We start from the raw sequence: 21,688 nt of genomic DNA, 5'->3' as shown, positions 1-21,688 counted from the left end.
GGAAAATCAACCGGGGGCTTTATATTTGTACCGAATGCGAACACCACCACTCCATAACGGCAGGCACCGTTATGGACGGAATTCGAAAACCGTTGGTTGATTGGCTTAAGGCCATGCGGTGTCCATTATGGCTTGAGTAGATGGGGGTTGGACGCTTAAAAATAAAAAATGTGGGGAATAGTGAGGGGAGTGAAATTTTGAAGGAATAAAAAAAGGCCCTTGGAATCATCCAAGAGCCTTTTTAAAGTGGCGGGAGCGACGAGACTCGAACTCGCGACCTCCGGCGTGACAGGCCGGCGTTCTAACCAACTGAACTACGCCCCCGAAACTGAGAAGTTTGCGGGTGGTGGGCGATGCAGGGCTTGAACCTGCGACTTCAACCTTGTAAGGGTTGCACTCTCCCAACTGAGTTAATCGCCCGGGAGACACCGGATTTCCTCCGGCTCAAAACGGATGAATATTTAACAGGATCGTTCGTGTGAGTCAAGCGAATAATCAACGTTTTGATCATTTTCTTTGATCCCCGGAGCGCGGCGGGGATCAGTCTTTGAATAACGGCTCATTATCTTTGACAATAAGCGATGATTCAAGGACTTGATCCAGATTCTCCACGAAACGGATGTCGATCTCCTTGGTAATGAAAGCCGGGATTTCGGCCAGATCCTTTTCGTTGTCCTTCGGGGCAATCACACGCTTGATGCCCCCCCGGTGGGCGGCCAGAATCTTTTCCTTGAGACCGCCGATGGGCAGCACGCGTCCCCGGAGGGTGATTTCCCCGGTCATGGCCACGGTTCGATCCACCGGGCGTTTGGTCAGGGCCGACACCAGAGCCGTACACATGGCGATACCCGCAGACGGGCCGTCCTTGGGAATGGCGCCCTCGGGCACATGGATGTGCACGTCGTTCTCGCCGTAGAAATCCTTGTTGATATTGAGCCGCTCGGAGCGGGACCGGACGTAGCTCATGGCGGCCCGGGCCGATTCCTTCATCACGTCGCCGAGTTTGCCGGTGACGATCAGATTGCCCTTGCCGGGCATGAGAACGGTTTCAATGCACAACAGCTCCCCGCCCACGGCGGTCCAGGCCAGACCCGTGACGATGCCGATCTGGTCCAGATTGTCGGGCTGGGAGAACCGATAGCGTTCGGGCCCCAGATGCTTCTGCACGGTTTTCGACGAGATGACCACCTTGTTCCGGTCCTTGGCCTTGACAATGTCGAGGGCCGTTTTCCGGCAGATGGCCGAAATCTCCCTCTCCAGGTTACGGACGCCGGCTTCCCGGGTGTAATCCCGGATGATGGTGGTGACGGCGTTTTTGGAAAAGGTCACGTGATCCATGGACAGCCCGTTCATCTTCACCTGTTTGGGGATCAGATGGTTCCGGGCGATCTGATATTTTTCGATTTCCGTGTAACCGGCGATCCGGATCACCTCCATGCGGTCCTGAAGGGGCAGGGGGATGTCGGACAGGGTGTTGGCCGTGGTGATGAACAGGATGTCGGACAGATCGTAATCCAGATCGAGAAAATGGTCCCCGAACTTGCTGTTCTGCTCGGGATCCAGAACCTCAAGAAGAGCCGATGAGGGGTCGCCCCGGAAATCCATGCTCATTTTGTCCACCTCATCCAGACAGAACACCGGATTGTTGACGCCGACTTTTTTCAGGTTCTGAATGATTTTCCCCGGCATGGCCCCCACATAGGTCCGCCTGTGCCCCCGAATTTCCGCCTCGTCGCGTACCCCGCCCAGGGAAATCCGGATAAAACGCCGGCCCGTGGCCCGGGCCACGGATTTGGCCAGGGAGGTCTTGCCCACCCCCGGCGGGCCAACCAGACACAAAATGGGGCCCCGGATCTTGTTGACCAGGGACTGGACGGCCAGGTACTCGAGAATCCGCTGCTTGGGTTTTTCGAGGCCGAAATGGTCCTCGTTGAGAATGGCTTCGGCCCGCATCAGGTCGTGGCTGACCTTGCTGCGGTTGTACCAGGGCAGATCGAGAATCCAGTCGATATAATTCCGGACCACACCGGCTTCGGCGGACATGGGGGACATCATCTTGAGCTTCTTGAACTCCTGCTTGACTTTGAACGCCGCCTCGCGGCTCAGCTTTTTCGCGCTGATCCGGCGTTCAAGTTCCTGCAGTTCGTCATCGGCCGACTCATCGGCCCCCATTTCCCGCTTGATGGCCCGCATCTGCTCGTTGAGATAATAATTCTTCTGGGTCTGTTCGATCTGATCCCGCACCCGGCCCTTGATTTTCTGGCCCATGGCATAAATTTCGCCTTCCCGTTTGATCAGCTTGAGAAGCAGGGTCAGGCGCTCGGAAATATCGATGGTTTCGAGCAGCTGCTGCTTTTCATTGACCTTGAAGGCAATGTGGGAGGCAATGGTGTCCGCCAGCTTCGAGGGACTGGTAATGGTCGACACCTTGGTGATGATGTCCCGGGAGATGCTTTTGTTGATCTTGCTGTACGCCTCGAATCCGCTGGTCACGGCCCGGACCAGGGCCTCGTTTTCGGGGGTGGCGGCATCGTCTTCGTAGATCGGATCGAGCTCGACCTGAAAAAACTCTTCACTGGTGATAAACGAACGGATCCGGGCACGGGCCTTGCCCTCGACCAGGGCCTTGACGGTCCCGTCGGGAAGCCTGAGCAGCTGCAGGATGGTACCGACCGTTCCGGTGGTGTTGATATCCTTTTCCCTGGGAGAATCCACACCGGCCACTTTCTGGGTGGCGAGGAAAATGGTTTTATCCTTGTTCATGGCCTCGGCCAGGGCATTGACCGATTTGGTCCGGCCCACGAACAGGGGGACGACCATATGCGGAAAAACAACGATATCTCTCAAGGGAAGGATGGGCAGAACGATGCCGGCGTCATCGGCGTCATCGGGCTTGAACATCTTGGGCATATTAATCATATCGGCAACTTGTTCGGGTTAAGGGATGGAGGGTCCATGACATGGGGTGAATCGTCGGCCCCGGCGGTCGGCCCCGATTCCGTGAACGCCGTCGGGCGGAGCGGAGTCCCTCCCGACGGCGCCACCAGGTTACGCCTGTTTTTTCGAAGACGAATAAATCAGTATGGGTTCCTCTTCCTTGAGAATGACGTCTTCGTTGATCACGCACTCTTCGACATCTTCAAGGGAGGGAATTTCATACATGATATCCAGCATGGCGTTCTCGAGAATGGCCCGGAGCCCCCGGGCGCCCGACTTCCGCTTCACGGCCAGCTTCGCCACGGCCCGAAGGGCTTCATCGGTCAGTCGCAAGCGAACCCCTTCGTACTCGAACAGCTTCTGGAACTGTTTGGCCAGCGCGTTTTTGGGTTCCGTGAGAATGCGGACCAGCGAATCCTCGTTGAGCTCGCCCAGGGTGGCCACCACGGGCAGACGGCCCAGAAATTCAGGGATCAGGCCGAATTTGACCAGATCTTCGGTCTGGACATGCTTGAGCAGTTCGCCCAGGCTTTTATCCTCCTGCTTCTGGACGTTGGCGCCGAAGCCCAGGGCTTTCTTGCCGGTGCGACGCTGAACGACCTTTTCGAGGCCGTTGAAGGTCCCGCCGCAGATAAACAGGATGTTGGCCGTGTTGACCTTGACGAAATCCTGCTGGGGATGCTTCCGTCCCCCCTTGGGCGGCACACTGGCCGTGGTGCCTTCGATGATTTTCAAAAGGGCCTGCTGAACGCCTTCACCCGACACGTCCCGGGTGATCGAGGGATTGTCGGACTTCATGGCGATTTTGTCGATTTCATCAATATAGACAATGCCGCGCTCGGCCTTTTCCACGTCGTAGTCGGCATTCTGGAGCAGGGCCAGAATGATGTTCTCCACATCCTCACCCACATAACCGGCCTCGGTCAGGGTGGTGGCGTCGGCGATGGTGAACGGCACATCCAGGAACCGGGCCAGGGTCTGGGCCAGCAGGGTTTTGCCGCAGCCGGTGGGACCAATCAGAAGGATGTTGCTTTTCTGTATTTCCACGTCATCGGTCCGCACGGATGAATCAAGCCGCTTGTAATGATTTCGAACGGCCACGGCGAGAATTTTCTTGGCGTGATCCTGCTCGATCACGTATTCATCGAGCATTTTCTTGATTTCCCGCGGCGTCATCAGCTTTTCGGGACGCTCGATGACCCGGTTGCTTTCATCGTCGATGATTTCTCCGCAAAGCTGGATGCATTCATCGCAGATGTAAACATTCGGTCCGGCAATCAGCTTTTTGACTTCTCTCTGATTCTTACCGCAGAACGAACAGAAAAGTTTATCGTTCCCATCTCCAGGATCTGTCATATCAGCCCTCCGTCTTGTCCAGCGTTTCCAGCTCGCGCCTGTTGGTCACCACGTGATCGATCAGTCCGTAGGCCTTGGCCTCTTCGCCGGACATGAAATAATCACGGTCGGTATCCTTGCGTATCCGCTTGATGTCCTGGCCCGTATGAAACGCCAGCATCTGGTTGAGCGTTTCTTTCATGCGCATGATCTCCTTGGCCTGGATTTCGATATCCGAGGCCTGGCCCTGGGCGCCGCCCAGAGGCTGATGGATCATGATCCGGGAATTGGGCAGGGAAAAGCGTTTGCCCCGGGTGCCGGCCGCCAGAAGCATGGCCCCCATGCTGGCCGCCTGGCCGATGCATACCGTGGAAATATCCGGTTTGATGTACTGCATGGTATCGTAAATGGCCATGCCCGCCGTGACGGCGCCTCCGGGTGAATTGATATAAAAATTGATATCCTTTTCCGGGTCGTCGGATTCGAGGAACAACAGCTGTGCGACAACCAGATTCGCCACGTCGTCATTGACGGCCGTTCCCAGAAAAATGATCCGGTCTTTGAGAAGCCTGGAATAAATGTCGTAGGAACGTTCGCCCCGGCTGGTCTGCTCAATGACATACGGCATGGGTATCAGTGACACGTCTAACCTCCTTATAAAGAACATGCTGTCGGCGGCCCCGGTCCCGTTCGGACGGACGGCATGCATCCGATCCGCACGGGATTCACGGGCAAATCCGAAGACTTGCGGTTATTCTATCACAGACGAACAAAAAAATGAGCTTTTTTTATTCGCCGGCGGATTCCGACTCTTCAGGCTTCACATCCGTGATGTTGCTCTTTTCCATAATAAGCTTCACCGCCTTTTTTTCAAGGAGGGTATGCTTGAAATAATCAATTTTGTCGGGGTTTGCCCGGTAAAAGGACCGGATGCCTTCCACGGGCTGCCGGATGGCTTTGGCGGTCTCCTGGTACCCTTCCTCCAGCTCCTCATCGCTCAGTTCGATTTTTTCCTGTTTGATGATGGATCCCAGGATCAGATGACGGCGAACCTGTTTTTCCGCAAGCTCCTTGTATTCCTCTTCGAGGTCCTGCCGGGTTTTGCCGATCTGCTCAAGGGTGATGTTGCTCATCATCAGGCCGCGTTCTGCCTCGGCGATGATGCTTGCCAGTTCATACTGGATCATCATGTCGGGGACATCAAAGGCCACCCGGTCGAGCAGGGCATTGTAAATCTGTTCGTTGACTTCCTGCTCGATCCGTTTGTCGTACCCGCTCTTCAGGTTGTCCATGATGGCGGTTTTCAGATCGTCGAGGGTCTCGAAGTCGCCGACGCGTTTGGCGAAATCATTGTCCAGCTCGGGGAGCACCTCTTTCTGGACGGCATTGAGTTTGACGGTGAAGGCCACGGTGTTGCCGGCCAGGGCCTTGTTGATGTAACTGTCGGCGTAGGCAATGTCGAACCGTTTGATATCACCGGCGTTCATGCCGATCAGCTGATCGTCGAAATCACGGGAAAGCACCGCCGACCCGATTTTATGGCTGACGTTTTCAGCCTTGGGCGTGGCGTCAAAAGGCTGTCCGTCTTTCAGGCCTTCGTAGTCGATCAGGACGAAGTCGTTCTCCTGAGCCGGGCGGGCCTCGTCAAGGACTTCGCGCCGGGCGAGGTTCTTCCGGATCATTTCGAGCTGACCGGCCACTTCCTCTTCCGACGGGGCGTACAGGGTTCGGGTCACGGCGAGGTTGGTAAAATCGATATCCCCGATCTCGGGCATCAATTCAAGGGTGGCGCTGAATTTGAAAGCGGCTGCGGGATCGAGATCGGGAACCTGCTCGATCAGGGGATCGCCGATGTAGTTCAGTTTGTTTTCACGGATGGCATCGAACAGGGCGCTCTGGATCAGGGTGTTGGTCACGTCGCCGTGCACATCGCTTTTGAATTTGCGCTCCAGAACGGCTCTGGGGGCTTTTCCGGTACGGAATCCGTTGACTTTCGCGGTCTTCTTGAGCTTGGCGTAGGCGGCGTCCACTTCGCTGATCACGCGTTCTTCAGGCACTTCAATATGCAGAATTTTCTTAACGGTATTCACGTCTTCAATGGTTACTTGCATTATCTTCCCTCTTTTCGGCGGAGACTCAGACGACTGAGGCCCCTGGTTGTTATGATCTCGTTTCCCCTCACTGCCCGGGCCGCCGTCCAGCGGCGGGGCGCGGCAGAATAATCTAAAAAAAACTGTTCAAACCATCCGTTATTCACTATATTGAGCGCGACGGTTCAAACAGCTGCATGAATGATGCGTTCGCATCCGTTCCGCTTCAGGCCTTTTAATTATCAGGGTGCCTACGTCTTGTAAATAAAAAGCCAATTTGCAAAAGTAATATCAAACGAATAGACTGTCAAGAAAATAGAGCATGAACCTTTTCCCGTCACCCAAGTCCCCGCCGCAGGGCGGTCGCTGCCCCGCCCCGGTCCGTTTGACACGGTTCTACGGCGTCCTCTTTCTGATAACGGTGATGATCGCAGCGACGGGCTTTGCGGAAAACACCCTGTTTGACCGCCTCAAACCCCGGATCGAGATCGATCCCGGGCACGGCGGTTCGGACGCCGGCGCCCGGGGTGCCGCCGGACTGCTTGAAAAGGATCTGACCCTGGGCCTGGCCAGGGCGCTCGAAACCGCCTTGCAACCGACCTACCGCGTCGGCTTGACCCGCACCGGCGACTATGACCTTGATATTTCCGTCCGCACAGAGTCGGCCAACCGGTCGAGGGCGGACCTGCTGATCAGCCTGCATGCCGGCGCGTCCCTCGTTCAGGAACGACGGGGCATCATCATTTATTATTACGAACAGCCCGACAAAGCGCCAGGGAGTCCCACCGACCCGGCGGAAGCCCTGTGGGACGGAGGCCAGATCCGATTCACCCCGGTCAGCCAGGCCCTGGCCCGGATGATGTCGGATCATGTCGGCCGGATTCCCGGCATTGCCCCGGTCCGGACGGCGGGACTGCCCGCCGCCGTGCTGTCGGCGGCCGCCATGCCGGCCGTGATCGTCGAAGCAGGATTCATCACCTGTCCCACGGATGAAAAACTCATGGCGGACCCGCGCATGATCGAGCACCTGGTCCAGGCGCTCCGCGCGGGGATTGATGAATATTTCAGCAAATATTCCAAGGGGTTTTCCAAGACGCACTGAGCATTGACGCCCGGCCGCAACGGGCCGGACGTTCGGATGATTTATGGCTTGCACCTTGTTTGAAAGAATGATAAATTGCGGGCTCTGTTCGTGACGGATCACACCGGAAAAATCGGGGCGTAGCGCAGCCTGGTAGCGCGCTTGCTTTGGGAGCAAGATGTCGCAGGTTCGAATCCTGCCGCCCCGACCACCCTTATCGCGCTTTGCGTGGTCAGCCTGCCTTTTCCACGGTAAAATGACGGTCCAGCCGCATGGTGCTGAACAGTCCGTAGATATCGTCGGCGATATTGATGACCTTGAGTTTGCCGCCCTTCTGATCCAGTGAATTATGGGTCGCGATAATCACACCAATGCCAACGGAATCCACCATTTCAACGCCGGAGAGGTCAATGACCAGTTCGGACGGAGACTCCTGAATTTGGGAATTCAGTTCCGCCCTGAACTCGTTGGCCATGGATGCGACAACATCCTTGCCGGGCTTGATGGTGACCTGATTTCCGTTTTTGTTGATTATACTCATAACTGACACCCCATCTATGGTTAAAAAAGTCGTCGCAAGGTAGTTTCACCCGTCACATCGATGCAAAGAGCATTGGGCTGAAAACGGCAATGAACTGTCATTTTCGAAGTATGATAAGAGTCGTGTCTATCGTTGGGGGAGGAAGCGCATGGCACTCCATCGGTTAAAACGTTACCCAATTTTTATCATATTCATTTTTAAATCTCAAACGAATTGTTCACGCCCGCCCATTCTTGAAGCGTTATGGCCGGCCGTATCCCGGTGATCGTCGAAAAACCGGTTGACACCCCGGAGCCCGGCCGGATAAGGATGACTGTCTACGAGTCCGCCTCAGAATATCACGCGATCACCCGGCGCGGTATGAAACGGAGCTGAACCGACGAAAGGGCAAACAAAAGATGGTCAGGATCAGTCACAACGATATCGGAATCATAGTTGCGTCGGCAGCGGCCGGGGCGGGACTGACCCTGTCGTTCCCGAAGGCGGGATGGTACGGCCTGGCCTTTATCGCCCTCGTGCCCCTTTTCTGGATCATCCGGGATCTTTCACCGAAAAAAAGCGCCCTGGCGGGATGGGTTTTCGGATGCGCCCATTACCTGTCCCTGCTGCCCTGGATCCTTCATGTCCTCCACACCTACGGCTACATCCCCATGGTGCTGTGCGTTCCCATCCTGGCGCTCCTGGCCTTTTACCTGGCCCTTTATCCCGCGGTGTTCTGCGCCATACTGGCCAGAGGATGCAAGCATCCGGCCTACCTGATCGCGGCGGCGCCTTCGCTCTGGGTCTGCCTGGAGTATGTCCGGGCCCACGCCCTTTCCGGCTTTCCCTGGGAACTGCTCGGGTATTCCCAGCAGCCCTTTGTGAGGATCATTCAGATGACCGATGTCACCGGCGTTTACGGGCTGTCCTTCCTGATCGTCATGGTCAACGCGGCACTGTTCGGTCTTCTGGCCCATGGCCGGAAGGCCGGCTGGCAGGGCAGCCCGGTGAGCGCCCGGACCGTCCTGATCCAGGCGACCGCAGCCGGGCTCTGTGTTCTGGGCGCGCTGGCCTACGGGGAACTGCGCATCAGACAGATCGATCGCCTGGCGGCCGAAGCCCCCGGCCTGGCCGTCTCGGTCATCCAGGGCAACATCGACCAGTCCCTCAAATGGACGCCGTCCTATCAATCCAAAACCCTTGAAAAATATCATGATCTGTCGGTCAGGGCCGCAGCGTCCTCTCCGGATCTGATCGTCTGGCCGGAGACGGCCGCACCGTTCTATTTCGGCCATGACAAACACCCGACCCACAAACTCCGGCAACGCATCGCATTCATCGGCAAGGACGTTCTGATCGGGTTCCCCTCGTTCGTTCAGAAAAAAAACCGCTTCCATTTTTACAACAGCGCCCATCTTCTGGATCGAAACGGCGAACGCCTGGGGACCTACAGCAAGGTCCATCTGGTTCCCTTCGGCGAATATGTCCCCCTGAAGTCCCTGCTGTTCTTCATCAACACACTGACCGAGCAGTCCGGAGAGTTTTTTCCGGGAAAACGGGGTGAAACCCTGACCATGGAAAAGGCGGTTCTGGGGGTTCAGATCTGTTTTGAGGTGATCTTTCCCGGGCTGAGCCGGGCCATGGTTCAAAACGGGGCCCAGGTTCTGGTCAACATGACCAACGATGCCTGGTTCGGCCGGAGCAGCGCGCCCTATCAGCATTTTTCCATGGTCACCTTCCGAGCGGTCGAAAACCGTCGGGCCGTGGCCCGGGCCGCCAATACCGGCATCAGCGGGTTCATCGATCCGGTGGGGCGCACCCTTTTTGAAACCGGATTGTATGTCGATGCGGAAGCGACACGGACCCTGCCCCTTCTTGATATCCGGACCCTCTATACCCGTCTGGGCGATCTGTTTGCCGGACTGTGTTTTGCCCTGCTCGGCCTGTTTTGGTTTTCACGAAAAAGGCCCGACGCCCACCACGGCCCCCGGGAGCCCAAATAAATATTTACATCTCACGCCTGTTCCTTTATGAATAGGCCAGTTGCCTTCCGGCCCGGAGCCCCGTGGCCCGGCCGGAATCACGACCATCATCCAAACTCACTTACGGTGGAGGAAACGACCATGTCTTCAGAACTGAAAAGCGTCCTCAAGGACATTCATGTCAAACTCAATCAGCTCGAAGGTTGTCTTTGACTTAGCTGGCAAAGAACACCGACTCAAAGAGCTTGAAGCGCAGATCTCCCACAAGGATTTCTGGAACAATCCCGACGCCACCGCCGATGTCCTCAAGGAACGCACGTCCCTGACCCAAGCCGTTGACAACTGGAAGGATCTGAACGCCCAGGTGGAGGACACCGAGGTTCTTCTCGAACTGGCCGTGGAGGAATCCGACGATTCCGCCCTCCGGGACGTGGAACAGCAGATCGGCGATATCGAACGACGCCTGGCCCGCATGTCCATGCAGATGATGCTAAACGGCAAGGAAGACGATTGCAGCGCCATCGTGTCGATCAATGCCGGCGCCGGGGGCACCGACTCCCAGGACTGGGCGGAAATGCTGTTCCGCATGTATTCCAGATGGTGCGACCAGAAGGGATTCAAACAGACCGTCATTGATTACCAGCCCGGCGACGAGGCCGGCGTCAAGGGGGTGACCTTTACCGTCAGCGGAGAAAACGCCTACGGCTTTCTCAAGGTGGAAAGCGGGGTGCACCGCCTGGTGAGAATCTCGCCCTTCAACGCCAACGGCAAACGCCAGACCTCGTTTTGTTCCGTCTTTGTCTGTCCGGAACTCAACGACGAAATCGTGGTGGACGTGGAGGACAAGGACATCCGTATCGACGTGTTCCGGGCCAGCGGATCGGGCGGCCAGCACGTCAACAAAACCAGCAGCGCCATCCGCATCACCCACTTTCCATCGGGCATCGTGGTTCAGTGCCAGCAGGAATCCTCCCAGCATCGAAACCGGGAAATCGCCATGCGGGTCCTCAAGTCGCGCCTCTACCAGATGGAAAAACAGAAACGCGATGAAAAACTCCAGGCCATGCACGACGGCAAGGACGATATCAATTTCGGCAGCCAGATCCGGTCGTACATTCTCCATCCCTACCAGATGGTCAAGGATCACCGGACGCTCCATGAAACCGGCAACGTGAAAAGCGTGCTCGACGGGGAACTCGATCCGTTTATCGAATCGGCCCTCTTGTCCGGAGTCCACTAAGCGCCATGATCGACACCGATGCGATCGTCCATCGATTCTACGACCCCGGCTCGACGGCCTGCCGGGTTCTGATGGAACACAGCCGCTGCGTGGCCGACAAGGCCTGCCGGATTGCGGACCGGGTGCCCCATCTGGCCCCGGACCGCGTGTTCATCGAAGAAGCGGCCCTGCTCCACGATATCGGCGTCATTCACACGACGGCCCCGGCCATCGGCTGCCGGGGGGCGCATCCCTATGTGTTTCACGGCGTCCTGGGACGGGACATCCTGGATGATCTGGGGCTTCCCCGGCACGCCCTGGTGGCCGAACGGCACACGCTGACCGGGATCACCAAAGACGCCATCGCAAAACGAAACCTGGGCCTGCCCCTGCGGGACATGGTGCCTTTGACCCTCGAGGAAACCATCGTCTGCTATGCCGACAAATTTTTTTCCAAGACGCCGGGGGCCATCGGCCGGGAAAAATCCGTCGATGAGATTCTAAACGACCTGTCCCGGTTCGGTGAGGACCATGTCCTCACCTTCCGGCGATGGCTCGCCCGGTTCGGGAACTGACATGTTCGACGAATTCGACCTGATCGAAAAAATCCGCCGGCAGGCCGAGCGGATCAACCGGCATCATCCGGAACTCCTCGTTCCCCCCGGCGATGACGCCGCCCTTCTTTCCGGGCTTTCCCGTCCGGTCATCTCCACCGACTGCCAGCGGCAGGACGTGCATTTCCGTCTGGACTGGCAGAGTCTTGAGGACATCGGATTCAAAGCCGTCTCGGTCACGTTGAGCGATCTGGCGGCGTCCTTTGCCCGGCCGATTTCGGTGTTTGTCAATCTGACCCTGCCAAGCGGGATGACCGAGGCCATGGTCCTTCGCCTGTATGAAGGCCTGGGTGAGGCCCTCGGCCTTTACGGCTGTGGTCTGGGCGGCGGCAATCTCTCGTCGGGCTCGGCCCTGGCCCTGGATCTGTTTGCCGTGGGCGAAGGGGACCCGTCGTTTTTTCCCCGACGCTCGGAAGCCCGCGCCGGCCAGGGGCTGTATGTGACCGGCCCCCTGGGATTGGCCCGGGCCGGCCTGCACGCCCTTGAGGCGAATCGGTCCGCGCCCCAGGCCCTGATCCGGGCCTTCAAACGCCCGAAGGCACGATTTGACGCGGCGCGGATTCTGTGCGACCACGGCATCCGCTGCGTGACCGATATCAGCGACGGACTGGCCGGTGACGCCCGCCATGTGGCCGAGGCCTCGGATCTTACCGTCCGCTTCGAGATCGACGAGACCCGTCTTGACCCGGACCTTTGGGCCTACTGCCGGGATCAGGGTCTCTCAGCCCGGGACATGATGCTGGCCGGCGGCGAGGATTACGAGCTGCTGTTCGCCTGCGAGGAATCACACGCCGACGTCCTTTATCCCGCCCTGCCCGGCATGATGCGGGTGGGCACCTGCCTGCCCTTTGACGGCGCCCGCATCCTCAACCCTCCCCACGCCGCCCGGTCCTTCGTTCACGGCGGACCCGCCCTTTGACGTCAAAAAAGATTGATCCCTGGGCCGTCCGGTGATAAACGGTTTGGTTTTGTGATTCACTATTAAGGAGAGGCGCCATGAAATTATTCGACAGTCACTGTCATCTGGATGATGCATCCTACCGGAAAGACATGGACGGGGTTCTGGAACGGGCAAAGGCCGCCGGCGTTGCCGCCGTCATGCTGGTGGGCATCACCGAGGCCAACTCGGCCGAACTGGTGCGCATGGCCGACGCAGAGCCGATGTTCTACTGCTCGGTGGGCATCCATCCCCATGACGCCTCCCGGGCCACGGACCGGGCACTCCATGATCTGAAGGCCCTGGCAGGCCGGCCCAAAGTCAAAGCCTGGGGGGAAACGGGCCTGGATTTCGCCCGCATGCATTCACCGCAGGCGGTTCAGGAACACTGGTTCGAAAAACAGATGGAAGCCGCCTCCGATCTGGATCTCCCCCTGATCTTCCACGAACGCGATTCCGGCGGACGTTTTCTTGAGATGGTCCGGCACCATGCCGGCCGGCGCTCGCTTCGAGGGGTGGTTCACTGCTTCAGCGGCAATGACGCCGAGCTTGCGGCCTATCTGGATCTGGGCCTTCACATCGGCATCACGGGGATTCTCACCATAAAGACCCGGGGTGCGGACCTCCGGCGTCAGGTCAGGGCCATTCCCGAGGACCGGCTGCTCATCGAAACCGACGCCCCCTATCTGACCCCGGCCCCGGAAAAGAACAAAACCCGCCGCAACGAACCGGCCTTTGTCCGCTCGACCTTTCTCAAGCTCGCCGAACTCCGGGATGACGACCCCGACCGCCTGGCCCGGGTGATCTGGGACAACACGGTCAGGCTCTACGGCATTGAATGAAATTTGGACGGCTTCGTAAAATGTTCGAGATCAAGGCTTGCGAGTCCCGAGGAATGAGGCGTACTAAGGGTACGCCGCAGTGACGAGGGATGACGCGTAACGCAGATATCGGACATTTTACGAAGCCGTCTTGGATCAGCCCTTGGCGTAGCTGTGAAGCCCCGGCAGAAAATTCACGCCGAAATAGGTAAACATCACCGCCATGAACCCTACAATGGAAATCACGGCGATTTTCGTCCCGTCCCAGCCCCGGACGTACCGAAGGTGCAAAAAGATCGCATAGATGAACCAGGTGATCAGGGACCAGGTCTCCTTGGGGTCCCAGGACCAGTAGGAGCCCCAGGCCGAATTGGCCCAGACCGAGCCGGTGATGATACCCAGCGACAGAAAAAGAAAGCCGAACATGATGGTCTGCTGTGTCAGTTCGTCGAGCAGGTCATAGGCCGGAATTCGGCTGACCGCACCCGCGTCCCCACGATCCAGGGCCTTTTTGACCAGGTACATCAGGCTGATGCCGAAGGCGATGGCAAAACCGGCGTAGCCGAGAAAGCAGGTGATCACGTGGACCGTCAGCCAGTTGCTTTTCAGGGCGGGCACCAGGGGCTGGATGGCGGCGGCGCCCTGGCCGGCCTTGAGGGAGGCGTAGGCCATGATCAGAAACGACAGGGTGATGGACACGGCGTTGATGTGGCTGTTTTTGTACTTCCATTCGAGAAACAGACAAACCACGGCCACGGTCAGGGCGAAAAACACCAAAGACTCGTAGAGGTTGGACAGGGGAATGTAGCCGTGCCCGTGGGCGTAGGTTTCGATCCAGCGCAGCACGAAACCGATCAGGTTGCCCGCCACCCCCGCAAGGGCGGTCGCCATGCCGACCCGGGCCAAGGCCTGTTTGTTGAAGATCCAGGCGGAAATGTACATCACCGCGGAAAAACCGTAGACAAAGGTAACGATAGCCAATACCAGTGAACTTGTCATAAGCGAGGTCCTTTATCCTGTCAGGCGTCCTTGATTCGGGACGCGAGTTGTTTGAGCTTGAGGGCCGTGCCCAGCTTGTTTTTGTTGGCCGTGCCGGACACCGTCACCCGGCACCTGCCTTCGCCTGTCGTTTGAATTTCCACGCAGACCCGCTGGTGGGACATGAAAAAGGCCGTCCAGCATCCGACAATCATCAGAATGAAACCCAGGTAGACCAGTAAAACGCCCGGGTCCCGGGTGACCTGCAGGCCGGTGTAATGGCGTTTCTCATAATCCGCCACGGCCACGGTCACCGCGCCTTTGCGCATTTTGTCAAACCCGTTGAACCGGATGGGAAGGATCACGTCCTCCCGTTTGCCGTCGGCCGTTTCCAGATGGCCGATGAAGCATTCCCCCAGGTCATGACCCATGAAGGGATAGGCGTTCATGTGATGGGCCAGGGTAAAGGTTCCCAGATTTTCCGGAAGGTCAAGGGGGGTGTTCATGGTCACCGTGCGTTCGTAGTTCATGCCCGAGGCCGTACTGGTGAAGGTCAGGGTCGCCGTATCTCCGGCCAGGACCCCGAAACTGGACTGAAAGACATTGATGCCCCTGAACCGCAGGGGATCGTTGACGATAATGCTCTTTTTCAGAATCTCCCGACCCTGATCGAGAATGGTCAGATCCGAACGGTACTCGCTGGGGGCGCCGTTGTCGTAATGGGACAGCGTGAAATCATCGCAGCGAATCGCGAAATCTAAGGGAATCGAATGATCGGAGTTTCTCAGCCTCACCTGGTCCCGCGTTTCGCCTTCGGGAATGGTCATGGTGCCTTCAAAGCCCCAGAGCGATCCGATCAGCCCGCCCAAAAGAAGCAGGAGAATGCTGCCGTGGACCACATAGACGCCCATGCGGGACCAGCGGCCCGTTTCGCTGAAAAACACGGGACCGGCAGGCCCCGTTTCCTCATGACAGGTTCCAAAGGTTTTCTCGATCAGCCGGACGATCTCGGCCCGCTTGTCGTCGAAGGACCCGGCGGGCTCGACGGTGTGACGATCCTTGAGGTTTTTGAACCGACCGGCATCGTAGACGGGCTTTTTCCGGACGATTTTCCAGACGGCGGGCAGGCGCTCCAGCGAGCAGACCGTCAGGGTCATGGCGAGCATCATCATCAGGAAACGAAACCACCAGGAATGATACATGTCGAACAGATTCAAAAATTCCATCACCCGATAGGCCGTTTCCCCGAAGGTTCGGAAGTAATAAACGGGCTGCTGGTTCTGGGGAATAAGGGTTCCGATGATGGAGGTGACGGCCAGAAGAACCAGAATCAGAACCGAGAATCGAACCGATGCAAACAGATTCCAGATTCTGTCAAAGAGGTTTTCAGGCGGTTTGTTCCGGCTCATGGTGTTGATCCTTATGTAAGAGTCGATCGCATAAAAAAGGCCCCGGTGACCAGGGGCCTTGTCCAAACCGTTACCGGTTAAACTATAGTCTTACGATAGGGAATGCAAGGAGAAAACAGGCGCTCGCGGGACGGGACCGCCGCCTTTTCGGGCTAATAAACCGAAACAACCGGCTATTTGATTTCCCCCATCACAATCTGGGCGATGTTGAACACCTGGTCGCCGGTCTTCTCCAGGTTGTTCAGGATGTCGATGTAAAAAATACCGTTTTCCACGGTGCAGGTGCCGTCGTGAAGCCGCTCGATGTGCTTCATGCGCAGCTGCTTGCGCAGCGAGTCGATCAGGTCCTCGTCATCGGTGTTGACCTTCTTGGGAAGGTTGCCCCGGTTGTATTCGCTGATGATATTTTCCGTGAAACGGATGGCCACGTCGAACAGCTGGCTGATCTCCTCCATGGCCGCATCGGAGAACACCACGTTGCCGTCGATGATTTTTTCCGTGTAGATGGCGATGTTTTCCGCATAATCCCCGATTTTTTCAAGGTCATGCAGCACGTTGAGCATGCTGTTGATGTCCCGGGAAATCTGGGCGCTGATCGGCTGCTGGTTCAGTTTCACCAGAAACAGGGTGATGTCCCGTTCGAGCAGATCCACGGTTTTTTCATGCTGGTAGATGGCCTGAATCTTTTTCTTGTCACGCTCGAAGAAGCACTGCTTGGACAGCTTGAGCATTTCCAGCGAGATGCCGGACATCCGCTTGACTTCCTTCATGGCCTGGGACACGGCAAAGGAGGGGGTTTCGATCAGGCGGTCGTCGAGAAACAGAAACTTGTTGCCCACCTGGTCTTTTCCCGGAATGATTTTTTCGCAGATTCGGGCGAGGATATGCAGCAACGGCAAAAAGACAATGACGTTGATGATGTTGAATCCGGTATGGAGGTTGGCAATGTGCCGGGCAATGTCCGGCCGGACCCCCTCGGCAGTGACCAGGTTGGGATCGCCGGGAGTCAGAAAGTCCACGCCGATGATGAACAGCTTGAGAAAAACAAGCATGTAGACCACGCCCAGGGCGTTGAACAGGAAATGGCCGAAGGCGGCCCGTCGCGCCGCGGGGCTGGTGCCGATGGCGGCCAGGTTGGCGGTGATGGTGGTCCCGATGTTTTCACCGAGCACCAGGGCGCAGGCGGCGTAATAATCAATGAGCCCCGTGGTGGCCAGGGCGATGGTGATGCCGATGGTGGCCGAACTGCTCTGGACGATCATGGTCAACACTGTGCCCGCCAGAACCGCCGCCAGCGGATTGGTGGAAAAATAAATGAAGGCGTGACGGAAGGTCTCGTTGGTGCGAAGGGGCTTGAAACCGCCTTCCATCACCGCCATGCCGGTGAACAGAAGACCGAATCCGATGAGAATTTCACCGTAGTACTGGGCCCGCTTGTCTTTGAAAAACATGCGGAGCATCACCCCGATGCCGATGGCCGGGTAGGCCAGAGCGCCGATTTTGAAGGAAATCAGCTGGGCCGTGATGGTGGTGCCCACATTGGCCCCCAGCACCACGGACAGGGCCTGCATCAGGTTCATCAGCCCGGCGTTGACAAAGCCCACCACCATGACCGTGGTGGCTGAACTGCTCTGGATGATGGCGGTGACGCCGGCGCCGGCCATGGTGCCGACCACGCGGTTCATGGTCAGTTTTTCCAGAAAGGCTTTCAATCCGTTGCCGGCGACCTTCTGGAGCCCTTCGGACATCATCTTCATGCCGTAGAGAAACATGCCCAGCCCGCCGGCCAGTCCACTGATCAAGCCAAACCAGTTTATCGAGTCCACAAAGATCTCCTGCGTTTATGAGTCACATTGTTTCAAGTAAGCCTCATATAGTGGAATGACCCGATGATGTCAACCATGGATTGCGACTGGAAATCCCATCGTTTTGCTGTGAAAATTCGTTTTCAACCCTCGGAAACGTTCACCGTGCAGGCCCCGGCATAATCCGAAGACAGGCGGCCCCCTCATTGTCCAGGTAACGCCCGGCCAGGGCATGAATGTCGCCTGTGGTGACGGCGGCATAATCCTGCTCGATGGTCCGTGCCCAGGAAAGCCGGACGGGATGCCGGCCCGATCCGGAAAGCACGCTGTTCAGCCAGTAACCGTTGGTGCGCCGCATGTCCCGGATGCTGGTCAGGATGGGATCCACGGCCCGCCGGAGTTCATCGTCGGAGATACCCCGGGCGGCCAGGTCGTCGGCGATGGCCCGGATCGCGGCGATCACCGCATCGGCCTTTTCGGGATCAAGGGTCACCACCGCCTGGAACACCCCGTATCCGGGGAAGGCGATGCTGGACAGATTGTAGGCATAGGGCGAATAGGCCGCGCCCAGTTCCTCACGGATCCGGTTCCTCAGCCTGTCGGAAAAAACGGCTGCAAGAACCGACAGACGACGTGTCCGGCCGATATCCCAGAAGTCGTCGGTGGCATAGCAGACCTTGACGAGGCCTTTGGGAATCACGGTATTGACAAAAAAGGTTTCGGACCGGCCCCGGGGCAGACGGGGCAGAGCCGAGGAACCGTCGCCGGGCCGGGAAGCGTTCCGCTGCTCCCGGGTCAGGCTGCCCAGATACCGGGCCGCCAGATCGATGACCCTGTCCGGATCAAAATCCCCCACCAGGGACAATTCCGGCAGGTCCTGTTCAAAGGACCGGCCCACCCAGGCCCTGACATCGTCCACGGTGTTGGACCGATACCGTTCAAAGGGAGGCAGCCCGAACCGCGGATCGCCCCCGGCCAGAAAGGCCCCGCCCTTCATGTCGTCCATACCCTCGACGGTGGTTTCCATTTCCTCGTAGTTCTGGGCCATCCGTTCCATGGTCAGACGATAGGCGTCCTCATCGAAGCCCGGATCGAGCAGCTGGGTCCGCAGCAGCTGAAACACCAGGTCGGTTTCCCCCGGCACCCCGACTCCCGACAAAACGAAGCTGTCTTCGGCCACGGAAAAGCTCATCCGGCTGGTTTTTCCGGTCAGGGCCCGTTTCAGGTCCTCCTTGTCCAGGGCTCCGAACCCGCTTTCGTTGATCAGGTTCATGGCAAGAGAGGCCAGGCCGGGTTTGTCCGTGGGTTCATCGGCCTTGCCCCCGCCGATGATCAGCCGGAACAGGAAACGATGGGCCTCAAAGTCGGTTTGCTTGAGATTCAGAACCACCCCGTTGTCGAAAACGACCCGGGTGATGCCCAGGTCGGTCAGGTCCTCCCGCGACACGACGGCGCCTTTGGCGGCGGGTTCGTCGAGGTAGGGAAACGTGACCCCGGCCTCATCCGGCCGCGGCCCGACCGGTTGTGCCCGCCCGGCGTCATAGACCGACCGGATCATCTGCTCCGGCTCCGCCGATCCGGTCAGATCGGCGTTGCCGGTAACCAGAATAAGGCGGTGATCGGGTGTCCAGGTCGTGCGGAACCGCCCGTTGACCTCGGCCAGGGTCACCGCTTCGAGAACGGGGCCGAACAGGGCCAGATTATCCTCGGGACTGAGCACCGTTTCCCGGTTGACCAGGGCCCGGATAATCCGGCTGCTGAGGGTGCTGCTGTTGCGCGTGTCGGCGGATTTGACCTCCTGCTCCATCTCGGCCAGCAGATTTTGCCGGACCCGATCGAGCTCCTGATCCGTAAACCCGTATTCAAGCGCCTGCCGCAGGGTCTGCTCGATAAAGACCAGGGCGTCCCGCCAGTTTTCCGGTCCGCATTCCGCCGAAATATTGCCGTAGCGCACATGGCGAAGGAAGGTGCCGGAACCGACGGAGGCCGAGGTGGCGGGGCTGCCCGGCCGGCGGGTCAGGGCGTCCAGCCGGTTTTGAACCATGCGGTCGGCCAGCCGGGCCACCAGACGATCCCGACGCCGGTCGAAACTGTCCGCCTCAAACGCCGTTTGGGTCAGAACCTCCAGGGCCACGGTGGTTTTACCGCTTTCTTTCTCAAAATGATAAAAGGGCCGGATACCCTCATGACGAAGCCGGCCGGGATCCGGGTCGGCGGGAAACGGGGCCGCCGGGGGAGCCAGGGATGCAAAGGCCTCGTCGACGGCCGACCGGACGAGGGTCGTGTCCACGTCCCCCACCACCACCAGAATCATGCGATCGGGGCGGTACCAGGTCCGGTAGAACCCGTTGAGCCGGGTCCGGTCTGCGGAGACGATCACCGTCTCATCACCGATGGGCAGACGGCTTGAAAGACGCATATCCGGCAGTTCAAAGGCCAGGGTGGCTTCGAAGGTCCGGTAATCGGCCGAATCCCGATCGCGTTTTTCCGCCAGAATCACCTGGCGCTCGCGGTCGATTTCGGAGGGCAGGAGCAGGGCGCCGTCGGCGTAATCCCTCAGGACCCGCAGTCCGCCGGAAAGATCCTCCCGGGTTCCTCCGGGCAGCAGCACATCGTAAACGGTTTCATAAAAACCGGTATGGGCGTTGGCGTCGGCGCCGAAGTGCATGCCGATGCTCTGAAAATACCGGACCAGTTCGCCCGGAGGAAAATTGCGGCTGCCGTTGAACATCATGTGTTCGAGATAATGGGCCAGCCCCCTCTCGTCGTCCGTTTCGTGAATGGATCCGGCCGGCACCACCAGATGCATGCTCACACGATTCCGGGGCTCCCGGTTGGCCCTGATCACATAACGGAGTCCGTTTTCCAGAGTCCCCTGAAGCAACGCGGGATCATCACGGAAACGATCCCGGCAGACGGCATCGGGCCGCATCCCCGGGGTACGGCAGGCGGTGAGCCATAAAATCAGAATGAGTGGGAAAAACGCACGGATGGTCCATGATGCAATCGTGTTTCGGGGTGGGATGCGATGCATGATCTCTCCAGAAGGTCACTCGGGGTTGTCGAATCGGGACGGTTTCCGGCGCGTCGGACGCGAAACCTCCGTCGCCGCGGGCCACCCCTCGGTTTATCGGTGACCACCAATGTACCACAGGCCGGATCAAACCCTAAGGGAAATCATCACCCGGCCGAGTTTATTTTGTTGCCTTGGCGATCGCGTCGTGCTATCAGCCGGAGAATCGATTCCCATGGAAAGGGGTCGTGACACCCAGGAGGCCACATGCGTATCCCATTGATATCCAAAAACAAACGAACACCCCTTGACCAGATCGAGGATCACACCAAAAAAATCAAGGAATGCACCTGGGCATTTCAGCAGGCCCTGGAATGTTTCCAGAACCACCGTTGTGAGTCGTTCGAGGATTTTCGGCAGGATGTGATCCGACTGGCCAAGGAGGCCCATGCCCAGGAAGGCCGGATCCGGTCCGGCGTGCCGGGAAAACCCCGGACAAGCATGCAGGCCTATCTCTGGCTCCGCCTTTTGAAAGATCAGTCGCGTATCGTCGAGTCCCTGGAGGCGGCGCTGGAGTGGATGTCCTTCCAGAAGGGATTTCGGGTTCCCGATGCCCTGGAAAAGGATTTTTTTCTTCTGTTCGATTCGGTGATCGATCCCATTGAAGAACTGGTCAAGCTGATTCCCGGCGTCCGCAAACACTTCAAAAAACCCTCGGCCAAACACCGGTCCCAGGTTCTCAAAGCCCTCGAGGGCATTTCGTCCATGGACCAGGAAACACGGCGGCTTGAAGAACGACTGAAACGCAAGATCTTTTCCACCACCGATAACCCGATCACCCTGTTCCACCTGATCCGACTGACCGAAATTCTGGCGTCGATTTCCAGTCGGGCCGATGATTCGGCGGACCTGATCCGGGCTCTCCTGGCCGCCTGACCCGCGGCCCG

At 58.1% G+C, this 21,688-nt stretch carries 16 protein-coding genes and 3 tRNA genes; 8 read left to right on the top strand and 11 right to left on the bottom strand.

The window, feature by feature from the left end; translation table 11 throughout:
- Nucleotides 1-247 precede the first annotated feature (247 nt).
- From ACYQ11_RS00490 to tig, 6 genes are all read right to left on the bottom strand, one after another.
- Nucleotides 248-324 (bottom strand) — tRNA-Asp (locus ACYQ11_RS00490).
- Nucleotides 325-344: 20 nt separating this feature from the next.
- A tRNA-Val gene (locus tag ACYQ11_RS00485) sits at nucleotides 345-420 on the bottom strand.
- A 120-nt stretch (nucleotides 421-540) separates the two neighbouring features.
- A complete protein-coding gene (gene lon / locus ACYQ11_RS00480; RefSeq protein ID WP_459921768.1) occupies nucleotides 541-2,910 on the bottom strand; it encodes an endopeptidase La in 2,370 nt (789 codons plus the stop codon).
- Nucleotides 2,911-3,048: 138 nt separating this feature from the next.
- Nucleotides 3,049-4,293: an ATP-dependent Clp protease ATP-binding subunit ClpX gene (clpX, locus tag ACYQ11_RS00475; RefSeq protein WP_459921767.1), complete on the bottom strand. Its 1,245-nt coding sequence runs from the start codon at nucleotides 4,291-4,293 to the stop codon at nucleotides 3,049-3,051.
- Between the two features lies 1 nt (nucleotide 4,294).
- Nucleotides 4,295-4,915, bottom strand: coding sequence for an ATP-dependent Clp endopeptidase proteolytic subunit ClpP (clpP, locus tag ACYQ11_RS00470; RefSeq protein ID WP_459921766.1), 621 nt, complete (start codon nucleotides 4,913-4,915; stop codon nucleotides 4,295-4,297).
- 145 nt (nucleotides 4,916-5,060) lie between these two features.
- Entirely contained in the window at nucleotides 5,061-6,383 is a 1,323-nt protein-coding gene (gene tig, locus ACYQ11_RS00465) for a trigger factor (protein ID WP_459921765.1), read from the bottom strand.
- A gap of 301 nt (nucleotides 6,384-6,684) precedes the next feature.
- On the opposite strand from tig, the gene ACYQ11_RS00460 reads away from it, so the two are divergent.
- Together ACYQ11_RS00460 and ACYQ11_RS00455 are read left to right on the top strand one after the other, a co-directional pair.
- On the top strand, nucleotides 6,685-7,464 hold the full coding sequence (locus tag ACYQ11_RS00460) for an N-acetylmuramoyl-L-alanine amidase family protein (protein ID WP_459921764.1): 780 nt from the start codon (nucleotides 6,685-6,687) through the stop codon (nucleotides 7,462-7,464).
- A 113-nt stretch (nucleotides 7,465-7,577) separates the two neighbouring features.
- Nucleotides 7,578-7,654, top strand: a tRNA-Pro gene (locus ACYQ11_RS00455).
- 21 nt (nucleotides 7,655-7,675) lie between these two features.
- On the opposite strand, the gene ACYQ11_RS00450 is transcribed toward ACYQ11_RS00455, so the two are convergent.
- Nucleotides 7,676-7,984, bottom strand: coding sequence for an STAS domain-containing protein (locus tag ACYQ11_RS00450; RefSeq protein ID WP_459921763.1), 309 nt, complete (start codon nucleotides 7,982-7,984; stop codon nucleotides 7,676-7,678).
- A gap of 398 nt (nucleotides 7,985-8,382) precedes the next feature.
- On the opposite strand from ACYQ11_RS00450, the gene lnt reads away from it, so the two are divergent.
- From lnt to ACYQ11_RS00425, 5 genes are all read left to right on the top strand, one after another.
- Nucleotides 8,383-9,966, top strand: a complete 1,584-nt coding sequence (gene lnt, locus ACYQ11_RS00445) for an apolipoprotein N-acyltransferase (protein WP_459921762.1) — start codon at nucleotides 8,383-8,385, stop codon at nucleotides 9,964-9,966.
- 120 nt (nucleotides 9,967-10,086) lie between these two features.
- Nucleotides 10,087-11,185, top strand: a protein-coding gene (gene prfB, locus ACYQ11_RS00440; RefSeq protein ID WP_459921761.1) for a peptide chain release factor 2 whose coding sequence is annotated in 2 segments (ribosomal slippage) — nucleotides 10,087-10,155 and nucleotides 10,157-11,185 — 1,098 coding nt in all. Because the reading frame shifts where the segments join, the coding sequence is not laid out codon by codon here.
- 5 nt (nucleotides 11,186-11,190) lie between these two features.
- Nucleotides 11,191-11,739 (top strand): HD domain-containing protein, encoded by a 549-nt coding sequence (locus ACYQ11_RS00435; RefSeq protein ID WP_459921760.1) that lies wholly within the window; start codon nucleotides 11,191-11,193, stop codon nucleotides 11,737-11,739.
- Between the two features lies 1 nt (nucleotide 11,740).
- On the top strand, nucleotides 11,741-12,697 hold the full coding sequence (gene thiL / locus ACYQ11_RS00430; protein ID WP_459921759.1) for a thiamine-phosphate kinase: 957 nt from the start codon (nucleotides 11,741-11,743) through the stop codon (nucleotides 12,695-12,697).
- Between the two features lie 77 nt (nucleotides 12,698-12,774).
- Entirely contained in the window at nucleotides 12,775-13,557 is a 783-nt protein-coding gene (locus ACYQ11_RS00425) for a TatD family hydrolase (protein ID WP_459921758.1), read from the top strand.
- A 135-nt stretch (nucleotides 13,558-13,692) separates the two neighbouring features.
- On the opposite strand, the gene ccsB is transcribed toward ACYQ11_RS00425, so the two are convergent.
- From ccsB to ACYQ11_RS00405, 4 genes are all read right to left on the bottom strand, one after another.
- A complete protein-coding gene (gene ccsB / locus ACYQ11_RS00420) occupies nucleotides 13,693-14,535 on the bottom strand; it encodes a c-type cytochrome biogenesis protein CcsB (protein WP_459921757.1) in 843 nt (280 codons plus the stop codon).
- A 20-nt stretch (nucleotides 14,536-14,555) separates the two neighbouring features.
- Complete coding sequence (resB, locus tag ACYQ11_RS00415) at nucleotides 14,556-15,923, bottom strand: cytochrome c biogenesis protein ResB (protein ID WP_459921756.1); 1,368 nt, start codon at nucleotides 15,921-15,923, stop codon at nucleotides 14,556-14,558.
- A gap of 173 nt (nucleotides 15,924-16,096) precedes the next feature.
- The gene (locus ACYQ11_RS00410; RefSeq protein WP_459921755.1) at nucleotides 16,097-17,749 is read right to left on the bottom strand and encodes a Na/Pi cotransporter family protein; all 1,653 of its coding nucleotides are present in this window, start codon (nucleotides 17,747-17,749) and stop codon (nucleotides 16,097-16,099) included.
- A gap of 139 nt (nucleotides 17,750-17,888) precedes the next feature.
- The gene (locus ACYQ11_RS00405) at nucleotides 17,889-20,762 is read right to left on the bottom strand and encodes a M16 family metallopeptidase (RefSeq protein ID WP_459921754.1); all 2,874 of its coding nucleotides are present in this window, start codon (nucleotides 20,760-20,762) and stop codon (nucleotides 17,889-17,891) included.
- A gap of 246 nt (nucleotides 20,763-21,008) precedes the next feature.
- On the opposite strand from ACYQ11_RS00405, the gene ACYQ11_RS00400 reads away from it, so the two are divergent.
- Nucleotides 21,009-21,677: a DUF47 domain-containing protein gene (locus tag ACYQ11_RS00400; protein ID WP_459921753.1), complete on the top strand. Its 669-nt coding sequence runs from the start codon at nucleotides 21,009-21,011 to the stop codon at nucleotides 21,675-21,677.
- The last annotated feature ends 11 nt before the right edge of the window (nucleotides 21,678-21,688 follow it).

This window comes from Desulfatiferula olefinivorans (genome assembly GCF_054657895.1).
This window is presented reverse-complemented; position numbering and strand designations above follow the sequence as displayed.